Origin of the sequence: Streptococcus marmotae, from assembly GCF_001623565.1 — a bacterium.
In the GTDB taxonomy this organism is placed as follows: domain Bacteria; phylum Bacillota; class Bacilli; order Lactobacillales; family Streptococcaceae; genus Streptococcus; species Streptococcus marmotae.
In genome coordinates, this window is the sequence record NZ_CP015196.1 from 956,237 (window position 1) to 976,973 (window position 20,737).

Consider the following 20,737-nt stretch of genomic DNA (forward strand, 5'->3'; position numbering starts at 1 on the left):
CGCTCCTAATAGCTAAAAAATCTGCTAGAAATGGTATCTAACAGATTTTTTCATTGACTAGTCTTTTCTTTTTCTATGAAGTGAAAGGCCTGTCAGTAACAGGAATAGTCCGCTAAGGGACACAAGGGCAGAATGGCTTTCTCCTGTGTTTGGTAGGGCTTTGCTGCGCTCTACACGGCTGTAAGAAAGGGAACCATCTGCATGTTGACGAACGCCTGCTCCTAAAGTGGTTGGAGCATCGTTTTTGGCCCCATCTTTTTTGTCTTCTGTTTTACCAGTTGACGGTGTTCGCATTGGAAGCGTAGTTGGCTGTGCTGGTTTGTTTCCTGTTGGTCTAGCTGTATTCGTTTGATAGCCAGCATTTCCTTGGTAGTTAGTGTTTCCTTGGTTAGCAGCGTTTCCGGTGTTTTCTAGATTTTTAGAGCTTTCTTTGTTTTCGGTACTACCCTGATTGTTAGTGTTTCTGTGCTTAGCAGTACTACCAGAATTCTCATAGCTTCCTTGGCTAATAGCATTTCCAGTGTTTTCTGGTTTTTTAGAGTTTTCTTGTTTTTCAGCGCTACCCTGATTACTAGCGTTTCCTTGGCTACCAGTATTTTCTGGTTTCCCTGTATTAGCTGTATTCAGCGCTTGTTGAGCGTCATATTGGGCTTTTAACTTGTTGTAGTGGGCTTTTGCTTCCTCGGCGGCTTTGGTAGCTTTTTCAAGGGCAAGTTTTGCGTCAGCAAGGGCTTTAGCAGAAGTTGCTTCTTCAGTGATGAGGTCGTTGAGTTTTGCTTTCGCTTCATCAAGGAGTTTGTCAGCGTTCTTGTAGTTTGCTAGGAGGTCTTGTGCTTTAGCAATACCCGCTTTCAACTCGGAGACTTTGGCAGCAGCGGCGTCATACTTGGCTTGGGCGTCCTTCACTGCAGCAGTTTTCGTTGCAATGCTTGCTTTCAAATCAGCAAGTTGTTGTTGATGAGCTTGCAATTGAGCTGCGTCATCTTTAGCAGCTTTCTTGAATGTGTTGAAGTCACGAGTAGCGTCTTCCTCAGCTTTCTCAGCAGTTTTGAGAGTGTTAGCGGCTTTTGTTTGAGCAGCTTTTGCGTCAGCCAATGCTTGCTTAGCGGTTTGGACTTTTGCTTTGATTGTTTCAAGAGTTGAGCCTGGCTGTAGGGCGTTTAGTGCTTGCTTTGCGTTATCAACATCTTTCTGAGCATGAGTTACAGCCTCTTCAGCAGATTTTAGGTTGCTTTGAGCTATTAAGAGTTGTTCTTGAGCCGCTTTCAGTTCTGATTGAGCAAGTGCCTGTTGGGCTTCTTTGTCAGTTGGTTTAGACTGAATCAGTTTCAACTCAGAGTTTTTACCGTCTATTCGTAAAATAGTGTTGAAGTAAATGGAGAAATCAGTTGCTGACGTTTTTGTTGGGGCAATGGTCGTCGCTAGAAGCCGAATGGCACGATTTGGATTGTTCAGCTTATCTTCTTCCAGCCAATAGTCTTCTAGGATAAGATGTTTTGCGTGACCTTGTCTCCTACTCCCATCTTCAAAAATCATCCGAGTGATAGAGTCGTTAACGAGCTGTTTGAGTCCTGCCATCGTTTTTGTGTGGTGGCCTGGTGAAAAGGATTCTCTGTAAGAATAGAGTCCTGCATTGACCATTGTGGGGAGTTTCGCTAGGTTGCTTAATTGGTGAACGTGAGAGTTCGTTGTAGGATATTTTTCTTGAATAAATGCAGCGAATTCCTGAGCGACGCTAAGAGTCTCTTCTGACACAGCCCACCGAGGTTGACGTTTGCCAGCATAAGCTGAATCATTCGCAACGAGTTTCTCGATATCATCTAAGTAACCATTTAGCGTATTGACCGCAAACTCAGAAATTTCAAGGAGTTCCTCACGAGAAAGATGGCGCACGTCAATAGTATGTGTCTGATCTTCTTCATCGCCGAAAATCATCTTATCTGTTATTGGCCAATCCTCACGTGAAATGGCTCTTAACGCATTAGCTGGACTTGATGACATGATTGTGTCGAAGGCTTCCTTGGTCATTGGAACACGATAGCCTTCGTTGACGTACTTGTATTTATCTGAGCTTTGTGCCTCAACTTTTGCTTGAGCAGTTGTAACTAGGGTTTGTTTTGCTTCGACATCTTTAGTAGCCGTTACTTGAGCAGCTTTAGCAGTGGCTAGGTCTTTTTCTTTTGCAGTGACAGCTGATTGTGCTTCATTAATCGCTTGAGCTTTGTCAGCATCAGATTTCATAGCAGCTTGCTCATCTTTTTCAGCTTGTTCGACGTTTTTCTCAGCAGCTTCTACAGCTTTATTAGAAGCAATGAACGCAGCAGTTGCATCTTCTTTTTCTTTTGCAGCATCTGTTTGTGCTTTAGCGGCAGCATCACGTTTAGAAGTACTATCAGCTAATTTAGCTTCACCTTCTTTAACGGCGCTCTCAAGAGATGTGAGTTTGTCATTCTCAGGCTGAACAGCGTCTTTAGCAGCTTGTAAGTCAGTCTTCGCAGTTTCTACAGTTTTCTTAGCTTCTGTCAACTCTTCAGATTTCGCTTGAATGTTGTTTTCAACTTCTGAGATTTTCTCAGGTATTGTTTCACCAACAGCTTTCTCCACATCAGCTTGTGCGGCAACGACGCTTGCTTTGTCTGTATCATTTTGTTTTTGGGCAACTTCCATATCAGCTTGCGCTTTGTTGGCAGCATCAGAAGTTTGTTGAGCTTGATTTGCTGCTTCAGCAAGTTGTGGCTTGGTTACTTCATTTTGAGCAGCAGTTGTCGTTACTTCAGCAGTCGTAGCTGGTGTTATGATTTCTTCGGCGTGCGCCATTGATGTAGCAGATACGGAAGCAGTAGCAAGGGCAATTACCGATGTTGTTTTTAGTGTGTTGTGTTTCATTAAGTAGAAAACTCCTATTTTACATTGTATTACAAATCAAATTATACCAAACGACGTATACACAATATGCACAGATGAAAGAAAAACGTAATTTTCTGAAAAAATTACGCTTTTTATGACTCGAATTTTATTCTATTACCCGCGAGACGTTTCCCTGAGAATGAATTTTCCATGATCTTCTGGGCCGAAGTATATATCTCCATTATAGTAAGCACATATCGTTCTACCTTTATACAAGTAGTCGTCGGCAATAATAGCATACTGAGGATTGACCTGTTGCCCATCTTCTGTGTAAACGTTTGAAAAGTCGGTGAGAACTTTAAAGGGTGCCAGATCTGAAATATTAACGTAACTATAGAAAATAAATTGGAAAAGGTCATTTGCGCTCGTGATTGGTTGCAACATTTTTTCTTTTGCTAAACTTTCAGTTAAATCTTGGGTTAAGAACGTTTCGACTGCCTCCGATTTTGGAATTTCAGTCTCATCGTTCATTAATTTTCCTGCCTCAAAAATAAATTGGCTTGATAGTGTTTCAGGCAGTTTTTTTGAGTAATCAAAATGCGAACGTAAAAAGGCTTCAAGTTCTTTATCGGTATCAATAATGCTATCAATTTTGTTATCCTTATAGGCAGCACTTATTATTCCCTTCGTAAAATCCAATTTTCCATTTTGATCAAGGAATGGCATGATGGGAACATCGTATTTCAAAGGAACAAGATTTAGGCGCCCGAATCTCTCTATCACAACTCCTCGCTGCAAACTAAAATTTCGATTTGTCTCTATATAATATTGTTTACCATTGACTGTAGGTTCTAAGGTTTTATGTTGAGGTGTATTCGTACTGTCGAGATAGGTGATTGTATAAGTATCGCTTGGTGTTAGCTGACGTGATAGCATCAGATACGTTCCGTCTTTATTTATCTTAACCTGATACTCTTTAGTCTCATGGGATCCCTCACGCTCAACAATCCCCGCATAAGTTCCGGCTGCCTCTTTGACTAAATCTGATAGTTCAAAACCTTCGACGGTTTTGGGATCAAGGGTTAAGTATTCTGATTCCAAGTCAGAAGCCTGTTTTTCGGTTTCTTTTGTGACTTCTGTTGTTTTACTAGTAGTGGATTCGCTAGTATCGCCTTGAGAATGCTGGCTTGATGAACATCCTGCTAGTATAGCGCCAGCTAGAATAGTAGCAGAAAATAAAGTTAATAATTTCCGTAGTTTCATAAAAATCTCCTTTTGTTTATTGCTATCGGTTTACTTGAATGTAGTAATCGTTAGCCTCCTGCTTTGAATTTCCGAATATTTTTTTGATAAGCTGATTCATCCTTTTCAGATACGAACTCATAGTCACCAATAATTAATGTATCATTTTCAAGCTTGTATTCTAAGGCTTCGCCATTGAATGTAATTGTCTTCTTCTTTTTATCTAGAGTTCCTTCAAAATATTCACTTTTAGGCTCTACATTAGTAGAGAAAAATCCAATTTTGACATCGTAGTATTCCACAACTAAGTCTACGTCCTCTCCTTTTATTGTCAAGGTCATCAGTGTAGCGTCAGAGCCAGCAAAACTGGAGCCGTTGTTTCTGTATGAGTTATAAGTTCCGTCTAAATTCTTTCCGCATGCTGTTAAAAAGAGTGCTATAAATGCGACGCATGCTCCTAAAATAATTTTTTTCATATTCATATCATTTATCCTAATGGTTTATCCGTGTATATTTTATGGACAAAACGACTATCGTCTATTTTGTTTACTAACACAATTAGTTGCTAAAATAACATATTAATCTTGCAGTTCAAGTCCTTGAGCATCTTGGTGCCACTTGCTTCCTGGTTTAGAGGTAAGGACTAACAGACAATTGATTAATGAAATAACAGTACTCACTGCTAGTGCCATTGGTGCAAGTGCAACGGTTACCCCACACAATATACAGATAGCAAGCCACACTATTCCTATAACAGTTTTTCCTATATAGAAGTGATAAAGAGGACCAAAGAATGCTAAAATTCCAGCAACAACTTTTGACTTAGAGCTTTGCCCTTTAATTCCCATACCATTTGAAAAATTTGCAAATTGTGCAAGATTATCAACTTTCGAGACAATATATTCTCCGTTGTTTTCATAAAACTCTACTTGGTCTCCGATTTTTGGCTCAAATCCAAATGCAGAACGATGAATTTCTGTGAATTGTCCATCGCCTTTACCTACGAAAATGGTATCTCCGTTAATTTTTATAATTTTAAACATTGTAAATCTCCTTTTTTGTTACCATCTATTTACCTGATGGCATATTTATCTCCTCATATTCTACCAAACGACCTATGCATATTTTGCGTAGATGAAAGAAAAATACAAATTTTTTTTAAATTTTTTCCAAAAAAAGCAAAAACCAGTCTGTGCGAGACTGGTTTTATTGGTCATAGAGCTTTAAGGTTTGTTGGAGTTCTTCTTGGAGGGCGGTTTGGATGGATTGTGGTTTGATGACTTTGACTTGTTTTCCTTGCATGAGGAGCCACATTTTTAAGCCATAGCCGTCATTGGTTTCCAAGACGATACGTGTAACTGTCTGACCGTTTTCGGTGTGCTGAGAGATTATTTTATGATTTGGAAAGCGGTCAAGAACGTAGACAGGGTCGTAATAAAAGTCAATAGTCAGTTGGACAGGGTTTCCAAAGAAGGCAAAGACCCCTGTTCGATGGGCTAACTCAGTTGCTTGAAAGCGCTGATTGTACGGGGGGGGGGGTAGAACTTTTCTTTTCTAAAAGACGTAGGTTTTCCATGTTATTGATGCGGAATTTGTTGAGGTTTTCTAAGATGATATCGTCTTCGCTGCTATGGTTTGCGGTCGCAATGTAGAAGTACATATCGCTAAAAAAGACCATTTCAACCGTCTTTTCAAACTCTTCCGTCACAAAATTTTTAGTATAGCTAAAGGCGATGCTCCGTTGCTCCGAGATGGCCTGTAAAATCAGTGCCAGTTTATCAAAGATACCTTGGCTAGGTACTCCCTTATAAAAGGCTACTTCATTTCTGAGGAGGTTTTTGTAGACAAAATCGTTCGGCACGAGGATGCTCAGTATCTCCTGTAGTTCTGTCTTGGAAAAGGCTCGGCTATTGATAAGGACTTTAATAATGGCGAGTAGCTTGTGGTCTGCAAGGAGGGACAGGTTGGCTAGTCCAGCCTTAGCCAGTGTCTCTTTGTTGAGGCTGTAACTTCCTTTTGTTGGTTGGTGGATAATCTCGTCATCCTGTAAACCATCCAGATGGCTCATGACCAACTTCAGCGCTTGTATATCTCGCTGGATAGAGGCGCCAGATACGTTATATTTTTCAATTAATTCTTTTTTGGTAATCTGCTTCGTCTTCACTAGATGAAGGAACAGGTCTAATAGTCGCTCGTTTGCTTGCATGATGTGTCATCCTTTTTCAAATTCTTAGTTATTATACCCTATTTTTAATGTCTGGACAAATACTTTTCGATATGCTAGGATAGAAAAAGTAGTTTGACAATGAAAGGAAATGTATGACACGAAAACAACTGCTAGCTTACGGATTGTTAGGCTTTTCAAAGGACTTACTCCTGTCTTTTTCAGGGGGCTTGCTGATGCTTTATTTGACAGACAGCTTGCTGATGGCAACGACAGTAGTTGGAGGGATTCTCTTTTTAAATCGCTTGTTTGATGCGGTAAATGACCTCCTTGCGGCTTACTTGCTTGACCGCTATTCCAGCCATCTCAAAGTCTGGTATCTTGCTGGTATGATGACTTCCATGCTTTTATTTGTCGCCTTGTTTTCGGTGGCTTTTTATCTCCCCAAGGCGCTGTTCGTGCTTGGCGTGTGTATTTTCTATTGTTTACTTGACATTTCTTATACGGTCATGGATGTGAGTTACTGGTCTTTACTGCCGAGGTTATCGACTAGTGACAGCACACGTGCAGACCTATCAACGGTTGCCACCTTCTTTTCGAGCTTTGCTTCCTTTATCTGTTTTACACTGGCTCTCCCCTTACTAGATGCGTTGGGAGGTGGGAATCAAGGCTTTGCTCGCTTGGCGCTACTCGTAGCGGTTGTTGTGGCAGTGATTGTTCTCCTTACCTATCCTCATTTGCCACGGCTACAAGCAGGGGAAGTAGGGAAAAAAGACTATCTGTCTATCGCGGCAATCTTTCGGATTGTCATTCAAAACAAGGTTTTCTGGCGGTATGCCCTGTATTTCTTTTTCTTCCAATTTTCCTTTGAATGGATGAATGCTTATAATATTTACTATTTCAAATACAGTATTCGCCAAGAATATTTTTATTCTATCTATGCCATCACTATCTTGGCGCAAATGTTTGGCGCTAGTCTGTATCCGAAGCTCAATCGCTTGCTTTCTAAAACGTCTATCTTTTATCTGTCTGGTTTCTTGAGTATTGTAGGCATGCTTGCTTTATTCACATTGGGGCAGACTCTAGCCGATAATGTTCCGCTGATGTTTTTAGCAGCGTCTATGAAACAAATCGGCTCAGGCCTTTTCATGGTGACAGCGACACATGACTTGGCTCTCGTCATTGAGGTCAGCGAACGTAAGACAGGTCATGGACACCCAGCTATTTTGACATCAGCCAAGTTATTATTGGCGAAATTTTCGACTGCTTTAACTGGTTTGGGCATAGGTTTTGGCTTGCATGTGGCGGGCTATGTGAACAATCAGCAGCAGACCCCAAGCACAGCATTGTGGATTAGTTTACAGGCCTTTGGCATTCCCATTCTACTTGTGATGATGAGTTTGATATCTTATCGGAGATTTGCAAAGGTTTCAGCGTAGTGTGAATCACTTCATTTTTAGGCCCTCTACGAAAGTGGGCTACCCATTTGAAAACGTAGGAAAATTTGACAGGACCAGGTGGTTGTGGTAAGATTTTAATGATACAAACAAGAAAAATCAAGCAATTGAGGATATTATGGGAATTGAAAAAACAGTCAGCGAATTGGCGGAAATCTTGGGTGTCAGCCGGCAGGCGATGAACAACCGAGTGAAGTCTCTTCCAGAAGAATTCGTTGAAAAGAATGAGAAGGGTGTAACGGTTGTCAATCGTGCAGGCCTTGTCAAGTTAGAAGAGATTTACAAGACTACCATTTTTGAAGATGAGCCGATTAGCGAAGAAGTCAAGCAACGCGAATTGATGGAAATCTTAGTCGACGAGAAAAATGACGAGATCAATCGTTTGTATAAGCAGCTAGAAGTGAAGGACAAACAGATTGCGGAAAAAGATGCGCAGTTGCGGGTGAAAGATGTTCAGATTTCTGAAAAAGACAAGCAATTGGATCAGCAGCAACAACTGACCTTAAAAGCGATGGCTGACAAGGATGTCTTGAAGTTGGAATTGGAAGAAGCAAAAGCACATGCGCAAGAAAAAACGAAGGGCTTCTTTGCACGATTACTTGGACGATAAGAAGTTTGGGACGAAGGATTGTCTCAGACTTTTTTTATTGCGAACAGCCCAATTTTTCGTGTGAGACGGGGGAGGCAAATTGGGCTCAAAGACGCTAGAATTTTAAAATGAAAAGGGTTACAATAAAAACAAGGAGGACGACATGATTGATAACCGTACCATTGCTATCTTAATGGAATTGTTTGCCAATCAAGAGATGAGCCTATATGAATTGAGTATTCAGACAGGAATTGAAAAAGAACAGTTATTGGCAAGCCTTGAGCAGGTCAATCACGTATTGGAGGCTCATGCTTTTGAGGAGATTCAGGAGCAAGACGGAGTTTATCAGGTACCTGATTCCTTGCTAGAGGAAAGTTATCACATTTTTGAAATGTTTCGCAATCGACAAATTTATTTGTCGCAGGAGGAGCGGATTGTCCTCATCTATCTTTACACCTTTATTCGGAAGGATTTTATTTCCAATGTGCATTATCAAGAACTCTTGAGTGTCAGTAGGAATACTACGCTTTCGGATATTAAAAATGTAAAGGAAATGTGCTTGCGATTTGGTGTTTCATTTGACTATACCAGAGCGCGTGGCTATCACTTAAATGGTCGGGAGGAAGACAAACATCGTCTAGCCTTGTATGCCATTAGTGATTGCTTGCAGACCTCGATTGGCTTGTGGGCCTTGGATTATATTCTAAGAGCTTGGCAGGAAGATAATGCGATTGATATACTGAAAAAGACCAGTCAGCAGGCCTGTCAATTTTACCAAGTTTCGGCTTTGGAAGATCGTTTGGATGAATACTTGTATTTCTTGCAGTTTCTGGCTATTCGTCAGGCTAGGGTTCAGTTGGAAATCGATTGGCCGACTGCAACAACTCTCGGATTTATTCAAGAATTTGTCGAGCAACTCTGGGAAATCCTTCAAACCAAAAAGAAGGCGAAACATACCTTATCAGAGAAGTGGTTGGCCTATTTAGCCCATTTGTTGCAGGGGTGCCTTGAGGGAGATGTAGAGCAAAAAGAAGGTTTGTTTCATCAATTGACCGTTGCGATTGTGGAGGAAATGGAGCGACTGTCTCTGATTGAATTTGATAATCGTTTGGAGATGATTGAGGGTCTACAGCGCCACTTAATTCCTGCTTACTATCGTTTGACTTCACAGTTGGTCAATGTCAACTCCTATACGGATGTGATTAAGGAAGAGCATAAGGACTTATTCCAATTGGTGCAAAAAGCCTTAGCACCTTTAGAAGCTCATCTCGGTTTTGCCATTCCAGACAGTGAAGTATCCTACTTTGTCATTCATTTTGGTGGCTACATTGAGGCAAAAAAAGAGCGTTCGTTTCGCTACCGTGCCTTGGTGGTCTGCCCTAATGGGGTCAGCTCATCCTTGATTGTCAAAGAAAATCTCCGCCAGCTGTTTCCAAATATTTCCTTTGCGGATACGCATTCGCTCAAGGAATTTGAAGAAAGCCATAGCGAAGAGTACGATATGATTTTTGCGACGATTAAGCTGGAGACCCAGTTACCTTTCTTTTTAGTTCCTCAGTTGATGACAACTAGTCAAAAGAAAGATTTATTCCAGCTAGTGAGTGACCAATTTCCGAATGCCGGATATTTCCCGATTGAAATTGAACAATTACTAGCAGTGATTGGCAAGCACGCGACGATTCATCGTGAACAGTCCTTGAAATACGAGTTGGTTCAGTTTATGAATCAGCAATCTTATGAACGAAGGAGACGAAGTCCTATGTTAGGCGAACTTATTACGAAAGAGACCTTCCAACGCTCTAGCGAGAGTCTGAATTGGAAAGAAGCGATTGCTTTAGCCACTCAGCCTTTAGTAGCAAATGGTTCGGTGGAAGCACGATATATTGATGCCATGATTGGCAAGGTGACAGAGTTTGGTCCCTTTATTGATTTAGGAAAAGGCGTAGCCATTCCCCATGCGCGTCCAGAAGACGGGGTTAATCAAATTGGGATGTCCATGCTAGCGTTGGAAAATCCAGTCTATCTCCTTGATGATCCAGCGCATGAAATTCGTCTGTTTATCTGCATTGCAGCAATTGATAACCAGACACACTTAAAGGCACTTTCAGGTTTAACAGCCATTTTACGAAAGGAAGAAAATATTCAACAACTCATCAATGCCAAGAGCTTTGATGATATCGCAGACTTAATAAAGGAGGTTAACTAATATGTTACGAATCGGTACTGCATGTGGTTCAGGATTGGGGTCAAGTTTCATGGTGCAAATGAATATTGAGTCAATCTTGAGAGATTTAGGCGTTTCAGATGTAAACGTTGAGCATTATGACTTGGGTGGTGCAAATCCAAGTGAAGCTGATGTATGGATTGTAGCTCGTGACTTGGCAGATTCTGCAACACACTTGGGTGATGTCCGTGTCTTAAATAGTATTATTGACATGGATGAGCTTAAAGAACTCGTTACAGCAATTTGTCAGGAAAAAGGCTTGATTTAATGAAGAGAGGAAGTGGTTAGTTACCGCTTCCGTAGGAGGATATGATTATGTTTTTAGATTTTTTAATTGATATCGCAAAAACACCTGCAATTTTGGTTGCATTGATTGCGATTCTAGGCTTGGTTCTGCAAAAGAAGCCACTTTCAGATATTATGAAAGGTGGGATTAAGACATTCGTTGGCTTCTTGGTTGTTTCAGGTGGTGCAGGAATTGTGCAAAATTCCTTGCAACCGTTTGGACAGATGTTTGAGCACGCTTTTCATTTGACAGGGGTTGTACCAAATAATGAAGCGATTGTAGCCGTTGCTTTAACAGAATACGGGACAGCAACTTCTCTCATTATGCTATTGGGGATGGTCTTTAACATCGCGATTGCCCGCTTTACTCGCTTTAAATACATCTTCTTGACAGGTCACCATACGCTTTACATGGCGTGTATGATTGCGGTTATTCTCTCTGTGGCAGGCTTTACCTCTGCTGGTTTGATTGTCATGGGAGGATTGGCTCTTGCCTTAATCATGACCTTGTCTCCAGCCTTTGTACAAAAATATATGGTTCAATTGACTGGCAATGATAAGGTGGCGCTTGGTCACTTTGGTTCACTTGGTTACTGGCTCAGCGGATTTATCGGTGGTCTTGTAGGGGACAAATCAACTTCAACGGAAGATATGAAATTCCCTAAAGGTTTGGCCTTCTTGCGTGATAGTACCGTAAGTATCGCTATTTCCATGTCTGTTATTTATATGATTGTAGCCTTCTTTGCAGGTGGCGACTATATTAAAGAAAACCTTAGCAATGGAACAAATAGCATGGTGTACGCTCTTACCCTTGGTGGTACATTTGCGGCAGGTGTCTTTGTTATCTTGGCAGGTGTCCGCTTAATCTTGGCAGAAATTGTGCCAGCCTTCAAAGGAATTTCAGAAAAATTGGTACCAAATTCAAAACCAGCCTTGGACTGCCCAATCGTGTATCCATATGCTCCAAATGCTGTATTGATTGGTTTTATCTCTAGTTTTGTTGGTGGTATCGTGAGCATGTTCATCTTGATTGCAACAGGTGGCGTGGTCATCTTGCCAGGTGTTGTGCCTCACTTCTTCTGTGGTGCAACTGCGGGGGTTATCGGAAATGCCTCAGGTGGTGTACGTGGTGCTGTTATCGGTTCATTTGTTCATGGTATCTTAATCAGCTTCCTTCCAGTCTTCTTGCTTCCAGTTATGGGAAGTCTTGGATTTGCTGGTTCAACATTCTCTGATGCAGACTTTGGTCTATCAGGAATCTTCCTTGGTCTTCTAGCAGATCATGGTGGTGTCATGACTGTTTCAATCGGTATCTTTGCAATCTTGGCATTGATGGTTGGTTTATCAGTTGTCAAGAAAGATCAGAAAGAAGGATAAAATATGACAAATAGGCTAGAAGAATTGACACACTTTGCAAAAGAAATTAGATACCATACTCTGACTACCTTGAATCAACTTGGATTTGGTCACTATGGTGGAAGTTTGTCAATTGTTGAAGTTTTAGCCGCTCTATATGGTGAGGTTCTGGATGTAACTATCCAGAATTTCGCTTCTAAGGAGCGTGATCACTTTGTCCTATCAAAAGGACACGCAGGGCCAGCCTTGTATAGTACCTTGTACTTGAAAGGTTTCTTTGACCATGATTTTCTCTGGTCGTTGAACCGCAACGGAACACGTTTACCGTCTCATCCTGATCGGAACTTGACACCGGGGGTAGATATGACAACTGGTTCGCTTGGTCAAGGAATGAGTGTTGCGACAGGAATTGCCTACGGTAAACAAATTACGAATTCGCCTCACTATACCTATGCCTTAGTAGGAGATGGAGAATTGAATGAAGGTCAGTGTTGGGAAGCGGCTCAGTTCGCAGCACACCAAGAGTTATCTCACTTGATTCTTTTTGTAGATGATAATAAGAAACAATTAGATGGTCCTACTGCAGAAATTTGCCAAACCTTTGATTTTGTAGAAAAATTTGCCTCCTTTGGTTGGGAAGCCGTTCGGGTAGATGGTTCTAGTATCGAAGCAATTCTTGAGGCGATTCAAGCGATGAAAGACAGTCGTTCTTCTCGTCCAAAATGTATTGTACTTGATACTGTTAAGGGACAAGGAATTGATTTCCTTGAAACGATGGCAAGTAATCACCATTTACGACTATCTGGTCAATTGGTGGATGATTTAGAAGCTGCTGCACAGGCGTTAGCAAGTGAATTGGAGGTCACAGAATGAGACAAACAACAGAAATGCGTTTGGTATATAGCGACTTCCTTGCTGAAGTCGGTAAGGTTAATCAAGAAATTGCAGCCTTAGAAGCCGATTTATCAAGCTCAATGTCGACAAGTAAATTGCCGTCTATCCTTGGTGGACGTTATGTTAACGTTGGAATTATGGAGCAAGAAATGGTAGGGGTAGCAGCAGGGATGTCTATTTTAGGCTACAAACCTTATTTGCATACATTTGGTCCATTTGCCAGTCGCCGTGTCTTTGACCAAGTATTCTTATCATTAGGCTATGCTCAATTAAATGCGACAGTGATTGGTTCAGATGCGGGTGTATCAGCTGAAATGAATGGTGGCACACACATGCCATTTGAAGATCTTGGCTTGATGCGCTTGATTCCAAAAGCACGGATTTATGAAGTTAGTGATGATATCCAATTCCGAGCAGTCTTGGATGAGACCTTGGAAACAGACGGGATGAAGTATATTCGAACCATTCGTAAAGCTCCAACAGCTATTTATCAAGGTGGCGAAGACTTTAGCAAGGGCTATTGTGTCTTGCGCGAAGGAGCAACTGCGACAATTGTCGCAAGTGGAATCATGGTGTGGCAGGCTTTGAAAGCAGCAGATTGCTTGGCAGAAGAAGGCATTGCGGTGCAAGTCATTGACCTCTTTCGAATGAAGCCAATCCATGAAGAGGTTCTGGGGTTGCTTGCAGGCAAGCCAGTGATTACTGCAGAAAACCACAATCGTGTGGGTGGTCTTGGTAGTGCTGTTTGTGAATTAGCAAGTACCAGTCCAAATACTCCAGTTTACCGTGTCGGTGTCGATGAATCCTTTGGTCAAGTTGGTCAACAAGCCTACCTCATGGATGTCTATGGTCTGACCGCAGAACACATCGTAGCTCAGGTCAAGTCAGCACTAGCTTAGAAAGATAAAAAATCAGCCCCTTAACGGGGTTGATTTTGTGCTATGGTAAAGCAGATTTATAGTGAATTGAATAAAGGTTAGGACATCGTTAAGTCGCTTTGATGAACGCTAGTTCTATCGGCAGCTCCCTGCCTTGTCAGCCACTATAGTTCTTGTTTGTGTGCGTTTCCCATTCTTCTCTAAGAATACCGTATTTGACGGAGTCGTAATAGACACCTTGCCAGTAGCGGACTTTGCGGATTTGGGCTTCTTTTGTCATACCCAATTTTTCAGCTGCTCTCATCATGCGTTTGTTGCCGCTCCAAGTTGTTAGACCGATATGTTCTAGCTCTGGCATGGTAGCAAAGATATGCTCTATCCAAAGTGTTAAGGCCTGAGTGCCATAGCCACCGTTCCAGTAGGCGGGATCATAGATGATGATTCCTATTTCGAGCCACCGAGTTTTCTCGTTTTCCCAATAGTAGGAGAGCATGCCAATTGGCTTTTCACCTATAAAAATTCCTTGGGCTCTTGGTAATCGTAGGAAAGGATATTCGTTCCCTTCTTTAAAGGCTTCAAAGCTGTCAAAGGTTTGGTAATCATCAAAATAAGGAGCGTCCCATTTTTTCCATTCAGGGTCAGCTGCTCGAAAGCCGATTTCCCAAATTTGCTTGAGATCGCCCTCTGTAAAGGGTTTTAAGTGGAGTTTGTTCATCATTGTGTTTCTCCTTGCTGTTACTATTAGTAGTATAGCATATGATGGGAAGCTTTGCCTTTGGTATGAACAAATTCTGAAAGAAGTATGCTATACTAAAATAAATAGAGAATACCGCGAGGAAATCCCATGTATAAGATTTTGGTAATAGATGATGATCTGGAAATTTTGAAATTGATTCGAACGATTTTAGAGATGAAGAACTTTTCTGTTACTACTCGTCAGGAAGTGTCATTACCCATTGATCCAAAAGTCTTTAAGGGGTTTGATTTGATTTTGTTGGATGTGATGTTGCAACAAACGGATGGTCTTGCGATTTGTAGAGCGATTCGGCAAGAAGTGGATACACCGATTGTCTTTGTCAGTGCTAGGGATACGGAAGAAGATATTGTCAAGGGACTGCAGTTAGGTGGGGATGACTATATTACGAAACCTTTTGGGGTCAAACAACTGAGCGCAAAAGTGGAGGCTCATCTGAGAAGAGAGGTGCGAACTCGACAGGCTCAAGAGAGATATGAGCAGGTCGTTCGTGAACTGGGTGCTGTCAGCTTTTTCTTGGAAGAGAACCAAGTTAGTATTAGGGGACAGGTCTTGTCTCTAACGCAACGAGAGTATGCTATTTTAGAGTTGCTTTCTCGTTATCCACAAAAAGTCTTTACACGAGAAGAAATCTATGAACAGGTCTATGATGAAGAGGCGGATGCTCTGTTTCATTCTATTTCAGAATATATCTATCAGATTCGGACAAAATTTGCGCCACACGGTGTCAATCCAATTAAAACAATCAGAGGGATAGGGTATCAATATGCAGATGGCACACTACTCCATTAAACACCGAGTTCTACGAAGTGTAGGAGAAATCGCCATTGGGACAATTATGCAGTTTATCGGTCTAGTTGGCTTGTCTTATTTGCTCATTATGACGCAGCAAGTAATCGTTACCGATGGTCAGTTGGCTGTTTCGATTGATGAACACGCTACTGTTCAGGGCATTCGTGACCAGATCGATCCATTTTTTTATGATTATGCTGTGTTTGATCAAGCAACTGGTGAGCTTCTTGCAGGACGTTATCAAGAGGGAGAATTGAAACAGTATCAAGCTGTTTTTAAGAATCAAAAGGATGCTATACATCGGTCTGCAGCCTATGTTCCTTATTCCAACCGGCAACTCACTCTTGTGCTTCGTGAGCCTCTGCTACCTGAATTTACCAATCCTAGTCTTCGTTTTATTTCGTGGAATGTCTTTAGTTATGTTCTTTTCTTCATTGGCGAATGCCTAATCGTCACTTGGTCTATTCTACGCTTGATACAGGAGTTTGTACACCATTTTCAAGCGGTACGAAGCATTTCCTTGAGTATGGGCAAACCGCAGATATCAGATCAAGCCTTCCAAGCAAGATTACTAGAGTTTGACGAAATTTTACGAACGTTGGAGGAAAAAAGTCAGGAATTAGCGCAATTACTGGAGGCGGAACGACAGGAAAAAAGAGATTTGTCCTTTCAAGTGGCTGCCCTATCTCATGATGTTAAAACCCCTTTAACCGTCTTAAAAGGGAATTTGGAATTGCTAGAGATGACTGCCTTGACAGATCAACAGGCTCGGTTTGTTGAATCAATGGGGTATAGTCTTGCAATCTTTGAACGGTATTTTCAGTCCATGCTGTCTTACACGCGCCTCTTGTATGAAGACAGAGATGATCGAGAACACATCGTTCTAGCAGAGTTGTTGGACGATATACAGATTGAGTTAAGGGATATGCTGGAGCAAAAGAAGATTGATTTTCAAATCATCAATGAAGTGGAGTCAATTGTCTTTTTGGGAAATGCCTTTTTAGTACACCGTGCTTTGATGAATATTCTAGTCAATGCTGTCCAATATGGGGCAGATAGTGGACGGATTAGCTTGACCATTTGTCGTCAAGCTACGTATCTTTTGTTTAAAATTTGGAATAATGGCGCCCCTTTTTCAGCAGCCGCTCTGAAACAGGGAACCAATTTATTTTTTACCGAAGATGGTGGACGAAGCGGCAGACATTATGGTATTGGACTAGCTTTTGCCCAAGGAGTGGCCAAGCGTCATCAGGGTTATGTGCAATTGCACAATCCCTCAACTGGAGGTGCAGAAGTGATAGTGGCTATTGAGAAGAGAGAAGTGAACCCCTAGGAATTGACAAACTCCTAGGGGTTTTATTTTCTAACCTTGAAACTACAGAAATTTAAATATTGTTGTAATGTTTTTCTGAATTGTGAGGTTTGTCTACATTCTGAGACGAGCTATGCTCGCTCTATTTCTTACCTTCCACAATTCTCAATTGCAAGGGGCGAGCTGCGCTTGCTCTATTTCCAGTTTTTATAGAGTATAACGATGTCCTAATCTTTATATAGTATGAACAAATTCTGAACAAGGAGATTTATAGTAAAGATAACAAAAGAAAAGGGGGACGATGCGATGCATCTTCAAGTGACACATCTTCAAAAAGAATTTAAGGATAAAGTCGTTTTGCAGGATCTTTCCTTTGAGATTGAGTCAGGTACGGTTTGTGGTCTTTTAGGAGTAAATGGAGCGGGTAAATCAACTCTGATGAAAATCTTATTTGGACTAGAGCAAGCAGACAAAGGGCAGGTCTTGATGGATGGACGCCTATTGAACAAGGATAAAGATAGGGGCAGACTTTTAGGGGCTCTGATTGAACGTCCTGCTATTTATCAGAATTTGTCGGCATTTGACAATCTGAAAACGAAGGCTTTATTATATGGCATTTCAGATGAACGGATTTGGGAAGTTCTTAGGACGATTGGTTTATCAGATACTGGAAAGAAGCGTGCCAAGGCATTTTCACTAGGGATGAAGCAACGTTTGGGAATTGGCATGGCGATTCTCACAGAGCCAGCATTTCTGATTTTGGATGAGCCGACTAATGGATTAGATCCTGATGGCATTAAGGATTTATTGCAGTTGATTCGGATATTAAAAGAAAAGCAGATGACGATTCTTGTTTCGAGTCATCAATTGCATGAGGTGAGTCAAGTAGCAGATCAGATTTTGATTTTACATCAAGGGCGTATTTGCTATGATCGGAAAAGCCATCAAGAGGATGATTTGGAACAACTGTTCTTTCATATTGTACATGGAGGTGTGAGATGAAGGCTCTATTTCAATCTGAGTATCTAAAGTTGAAAGGATCAGGGCAGAAAAAGCTAGCTCTACTATTGCCTTTTTTAACGATAGCCATTGCCTTTCTGATAGGTAGTCCTTATATTTTAGAAAGTTTTGCTTTGTATTGGTGGGAGGCTTTATTTCTTTTTGTGTTGATTAGTTTGCTTTGTCTGTATGATTACCAGGCTGAAAAGCAAGCAGGTCAGTTTCAAAATGTGCAAGTAGGGTCATTGACTGCCAAAATTCGCTTGGTAAAGGGGCTATTGGTGGTGTACCAACTAGCTATTGCAAGCGGTTTTTTCCTGCTCTTTCTCTATCTTGTTTCGCTGGTATTTCCGACTATTCTTGCTCTTCATTGGCTGACCAATATCCTAGCTTTGTTTCTCGTACTCCTAACAGTCTTGTGGGATATTCCATTTTTATATAGTTGTTTTGGACACTTCAACCCCTACCTTATTTTAGTGGTAAATAGTTTTCTGTGTTTTTTAGTAGCACCTTTTATTGCACAAACGAAGTGGTGGTATCTATTCCCCTATACCTATCATTATCAAGTCATGGCCATTTTACTACAGATAAAGCCGTCGGGAGATAAGATGGCGCAAGCAAGCTCGATTGATTTGCTCTCTTTGCTGATGGCAATTGGATTCTCTATCATTCTTACTGGTTTCGGCATGGTTATCTGGATGAGAAAGAGGAAAGATTCATGACTATCTTAATGAGTGAATGGTTCAAAGTCCGTCAGTCGTATGCCATCTATTTTTTAGTCGGAATGAGTCTGCTAGAATGTGTCGCGATACCAACTTATCTAGCCTTTGTTCCAAGTTCCTATGCCTTAGATGCTGCGATTTATTTTCCGATGTTAGCGAATTGTCTTCTCTATACTATTGTGCCTATTTTGTTGGTTGAGCAGGAAAGTCAAGCAAATCACTTTCAAAATATTCACAGTACAGCAACTAGTTCCTACTTATGGGCTGCCAAGTTAACACTGGTAGATGGTCTGTCTATCCTACCAACCGTGCTCTTATGGTATTTTATTGGTGTCTTTGTCTACAAAGATATACCGTATTTGCTGATTGGTCTTGCGAGTTGGAGTTTGACGATCCTCGTCTATCACGTTCATCTACTGCTCAGTTTATTTCTAGCAAAGGGGATAAATTTTGCATTTGCTTTCCTTGAATGTTTGTTGCTCCTTTTTGCCAGTAATCGAACATTTTTAGGGCACTATTGGTGTCCAATAGTTCTGCCTGCTAACGCCATTATAACCTTGGATTGGTCTTATTTACTAACCTTATGGTGCTGGATCGTAGTGATAACTTGTATTGAACTCTATTTCATGCATTTCAACCGTTACCGCGTTTAGGAGGTGTCTTATGAAATAGAGAAAGGTCCTATTTCTGATTGTTGTGTACCCCTATGGGCAGAAAAGAGAGATGCTGTTTTGTTCGCAATAAAAGTATAAAACCCAGCTCATTTCCAGAGCTGGGTTGACTTGTTTTTATGAAAAAACTTAGTAATACTCACCTTGGCGGTAGTCCCATGAGTTGAAGTGGTCAGACAGGTGCATCATGATTTTATCAATATCAAGACCTTTACGAATGACGACAGGGCATGGAGAGATTGAGCGGCTGTCCTTTCCTTGCTCTGGGATGAGTTTGCCGTCAGCGTCTACCATAGAGACCATGACCCCTTGCTCATAACGGGTTTCAATAGTCTTATCGGGCTGGATAGAGGCCACATAATCGTCTGCTTCGATGACAAGATCAACTTTTGATGCGATACGCTCACCGATACCTTCGACCTTTCCGCGGTTACCTTTACCAGACGGGTTAGCAGAAGAAGCATAGACCATACGACCTTCTTTTTCCCACATTTCTTTAGCAATTTGCTCGCCGGCAACACCAAATTTAATGACAAAGCAGGAAGTCCCACGACTATCTGTCATCAATTCTTCACGGCCGTCACCGTAGGCTTTGAGTTTTGCATAGGCCTCTTCACGCCAAGGAAGGATACAACCGAGCAAAATATCTTCGTCCCAATGCTTTTGGTAGAAGGCTTCAATCTCGGGAGTCATTTGCGCTAATTCACGGAGTTCATCCATGCTGCCACATAGGACAACCCCAGGCTTATTGCGTTTGCGTTCCTTGGCATCAAATTTTCGTTCCAAACCAGCCTTATCAGCGGTCATGATAATATAGCCAACCTTGGTAGGGCAGACAATCACGCCCCCTTCTCCTTTGATAATGTCAAGTCCTTCTTGTGACAGTTGTCCGTCCCAGTGGATTTGTTTTGTCATACAATTAATCTCCTTGTCTAAATTTTCAGATAATTCAATTATATCAGAATTTTTCTGAAAATCAAGGATATTTTTCAAACTTATCCACCAGTCTTATCTGCGAGTAAAATTCAAAGTAGTTTATATGAAAGAGGTTGAGATAAACCAGGATGAGCGGGGCTCGCTCATCCACAAAAAATGTAGTTTGGAAAATTACGTATAAAAAGTGTCTGTCCTTGCTTCTTTTATAGCTTTAGCAGTTTGACGCATATCAATAGTCAGGGGAGTGACTATTGATACCTGAACCTAGAAATAAAGAAGTGAGGGTTGTCTGGTTTTTAAAACGTTGATAAATCAACATTCTAGTAGAGGAGGCTAGCGAACATTTCGCTAGCTCTATTTCCAACCTTTTACAATTCTCAATTGCAAGGGGCGAGCTGCGCTCGTTCTATTTCCAGCCTTCCACAATTCTCAATTGTGAAAGTTAGTCAACTTCTGGGGGTGGGAGTAAACGAATCCAGTGGATTCGTTTAGCCCGAACCTAGAAATAAAGAAGTGAGGTAAATCGATTCCTGCGAAATATCGATTTTTGTTCTGACTCCATTTTTTTATAGGCAGAAACTGCCTTTCCTTATAATTTGTTTTTCTTATCAAATG

General features: G+C 41.3%; 20 protein-coding genes. 12 read left to right on the forward strand and 8 right to left on the reverse strand.

Going from position 1 to position 20,737, the window contains the following annotated elements; all coding sequences use genetic code 11:
* Positions 1 to 57 precede the first annotated feature (57 nt).
* The 6 genes from A4H00_RS05035 to A4H00_RS05055 all read right to left on the reverse strand — a co-directional run bounded on the left by A4H00_RS05035 (position 58) and on the right by A4H00_RS05055 (position 6,295).
* On the reverse strand, positions 58 to 2,886 hold the full coding sequence (locus A4H00_RS05035; protein WP_067087859.1) for an SEC10/PgrA surface exclusion domain-containing protein: 2,829 nt from the start codon (positions 2,884 to 2,886) through the stop codon (positions 58 to 60).
* A 135-nt stretch (positions 2,887 to 3,021) separates the two neighbouring features.
* Positions 3,022 to 4,110 (reverse strand): hypothetical protein, encoded by a 1,089-nt coding sequence (locus tag A4H00_RS05040; RefSeq protein WP_067087861.1) that lies wholly within the window; start codon positions 4,108 to 4,110, stop codon positions 3,022 to 3,024.
* Between the two features lie 50 nt (positions 4,111 to 4,160).
* Positions 4,161 to 4,571, reverse strand: a complete 411-nt coding sequence (locus tag A4H00_RS05045) for a hypothetical protein (protein ID WP_067087863.1) — start codon at positions 4,569 to 4,571, stop codon at positions 4,161 to 4,163.
* Between the two features lie 96 nt (positions 4,572 to 4,667).
* The gene (locus tag A4H00_RS05050) at positions 4,668 to 5,132 is read right to left on the reverse strand and encodes a hypothetical protein (protein ID WP_067087865.1); all 465 of its coding nucleotides are present in this window, start codon (positions 5,130 to 5,132) and stop codon (positions 4,668 to 4,670) included.
* A 163-nt stretch (positions 5,133 to 5,295) separates the two neighbouring features.
* Positions 5,296 to 5,541, reverse strand: a complete 246-nt coding sequence (locus tag A4H00_RS11445; RefSeq protein WP_082815590.1) for a WCX domain-containing protein — start codon at positions 5,539 to 5,541, stop codon at positions 5,296 to 5,298.
* Between the two features lie 49 nt (positions 5,542 to 5,590).
* Positions 5,591 to 6,295, reverse strand: a complete 705-nt coding sequence (locus A4H00_RS05055; protein ID WP_067087867.1) for a helix-turn-helix transcriptional regulator — start codon at positions 6,293 to 6,295, stop codon at positions 5,591 to 5,593.
* Between the two features lie 113 nt (positions 6,296 to 6,408).
* Here A4H00_RS05055 and A4H00_RS05060 point away from each other — a divergent pair, with 113 nt between their 5' ends.
* The 7 genes from A4H00_RS05060 to A4H00_RS05090 all read left to right on the forward strand — a co-directional run bounded on the left by A4H00_RS05060 (position 6,409) and on the right by A4H00_RS05090 (position 13,957).
* Positions 6,409 to 7,692 carry an MFS transporter gene (locus A4H00_RS05060; RefSeq protein ID WP_067087869.1) on the forward strand — a complete coding sequence of 428 codons (1,284 nt, stop codon included), beginning with the start codon at positions 6,409 to 6,411 and terminating at the stop codon, positions 7,690 to 7,692.
* Positions 7,693 to 7,828: 136 nt separating this feature from the next.
* Positions 7,829 to 8,320, forward strand: a complete 492-nt coding sequence (locus A4H00_RS05065) for a DUF536 domain-containing protein (RefSeq protein ID WP_067087871.1) — start codon at positions 7,829 to 7,831, stop codon at positions 8,318 to 8,320.
* A 142-nt stretch (positions 8,321 to 8,462) separates the two neighbouring features.
* Complete coding sequence (locus A4H00_RS05070) at positions 8,463 to 10,505, forward strand: BglG family transcription antiterminator (protein WP_067087873.1); 2,043 nt, start codon at positions 8,463 to 8,465, stop codon at positions 10,503 to 10,505.
* A gap of 1 nt (position 10,506) precedes the next feature.
* Entirely contained in the window at positions 10,507 to 10,791 is a 285-nt protein-coding gene (locus A4H00_RS05075) for a PTS sugar transporter subunit IIB (RefSeq protein ID WP_067087875.1), read from the forward strand.
* Between the two features lie 41 nt (positions 10,792 to 10,832).
* Positions 10,833 to 12,185 (forward strand): PTS ascorbate transporter subunit IIC, encoded by a 1,353-nt coding sequence (locus A4H00_RS05080; RefSeq protein WP_067087877.1) that lies wholly within the window; start codon positions 10,833 to 10,835, stop codon positions 12,183 to 12,185.
* A gap of 3 nt (positions 12,186 to 12,188) precedes the next feature.
* Positions 12,189 to 13,037 (forward strand): transketolase, encoded by an 849-nt coding sequence (locus A4H00_RS05085; protein ID WP_067087879.1) that lies wholly within the window; start codon positions 12,189 to 12,191, stop codon positions 13,035 to 13,037.
* Positions 13,034 to 13,957: a transketolase family protein gene (locus tag A4H00_RS05090; RefSeq protein WP_067087881.1), complete on the forward strand. Its 924-nt coding sequence runs from the start codon at positions 13,034 to 13,036 to the stop codon at positions 13,955 to 13,957. Before A4H00_RS05085 ends, A4H00_RS05090 begins: the two co-directional genes overlap by 4 nt.
* A gap of 136 nt (positions 13,958 to 14,093) precedes the next feature.
* On the opposite strand, the gene A4H00_RS05095 is transcribed toward A4H00_RS05090, so the two are convergent.
* Positions 14,094 to 14,651: a GNAT family N-acetyltransferase gene (locus A4H00_RS05095; RefSeq protein ID WP_067091477.1), complete on the reverse strand. Its 558-nt coding sequence runs from the start codon at positions 14,649 to 14,651 to the stop codon at positions 14,094 to 14,096.
* Between the two features lie 129 nt (positions 14,652 to 14,780).
* On the opposite strand from A4H00_RS05095, the gene A4H00_RS05100 reads away from it, so the two are divergent.
* The 5 genes from A4H00_RS05100 to A4H00_RS05120 all read left to right on the forward strand — a co-directional run bounded on the left by A4H00_RS05100 (position 14,781) and on the right by A4H00_RS05120 (position 19,168).
* Positions 14,781 to 15,482, forward strand: a complete 702-nt coding sequence (locus A4H00_RS05100; protein ID WP_067087883.1) for a response regulator transcription factor — start codon at positions 14,781 to 14,783, stop codon at positions 15,480 to 15,482.
* A complete protein-coding gene (locus A4H00_RS05105; RefSeq protein ID WP_082815591.1) occupies positions 15,457 to 16,815 on the forward strand; it encodes a sensor histidine kinase in 1,359 nt (452 codons plus the stop codon). Before A4H00_RS05100 ends, A4H00_RS05105 begins: the two co-directional genes overlap by 26 nt.
* Before the next feature lie 285 nt (positions 16,816 to 17,100).
* Complete coding sequence (locus tag A4H00_RS05110) at positions 17,101 to 17,796, forward strand: ABC transporter ATP-binding protein (protein WP_067087885.1); 696 nt, start codon at positions 17,101 to 17,103, stop codon at positions 17,794 to 17,796.
* On the forward strand, positions 17,793 to 18,515 hold the full coding sequence (locus tag A4H00_RS05115; RefSeq protein ID WP_067087887.1) for a lantibiotic immunity ABC transporter MutE/EpiE family permease subunit: 723 nt from the start codon (positions 17,793 to 17,795) through the stop codon (positions 18,513 to 18,515). Before A4H00_RS05110 ends, A4H00_RS05115 begins: the two co-directional genes overlap by 4 nt.
* Positions 18,512 to 19,168 (forward strand): ABC-2 family transporter permease, encoded by a 657-nt coding sequence (locus A4H00_RS05120; protein ID WP_067087889.1) that lies wholly within the window; start codon positions 18,512 to 18,514, stop codon positions 19,166 to 19,168. Before A4H00_RS05115 ends, A4H00_RS05120 begins: the two co-directional genes overlap by 4 nt.
* A 147-nt stretch (positions 19,169 to 19,315) precedes the next feature.
* On the opposite strand, the gene A4H00_RS05125 is transcribed toward A4H00_RS05120, so the two are convergent.
* Complete coding sequence (locus A4H00_RS05125; RefSeq protein WP_067087891.1) at positions 19,316 to 20,101, reverse strand: L-threonylcarbamoyladenylate synthase; 786 nt, start codon at positions 20,099 to 20,101, stop codon at positions 19,316 to 19,318.
* Positions 20,102 to 20,737: the final 636 nt, after the last annotated feature.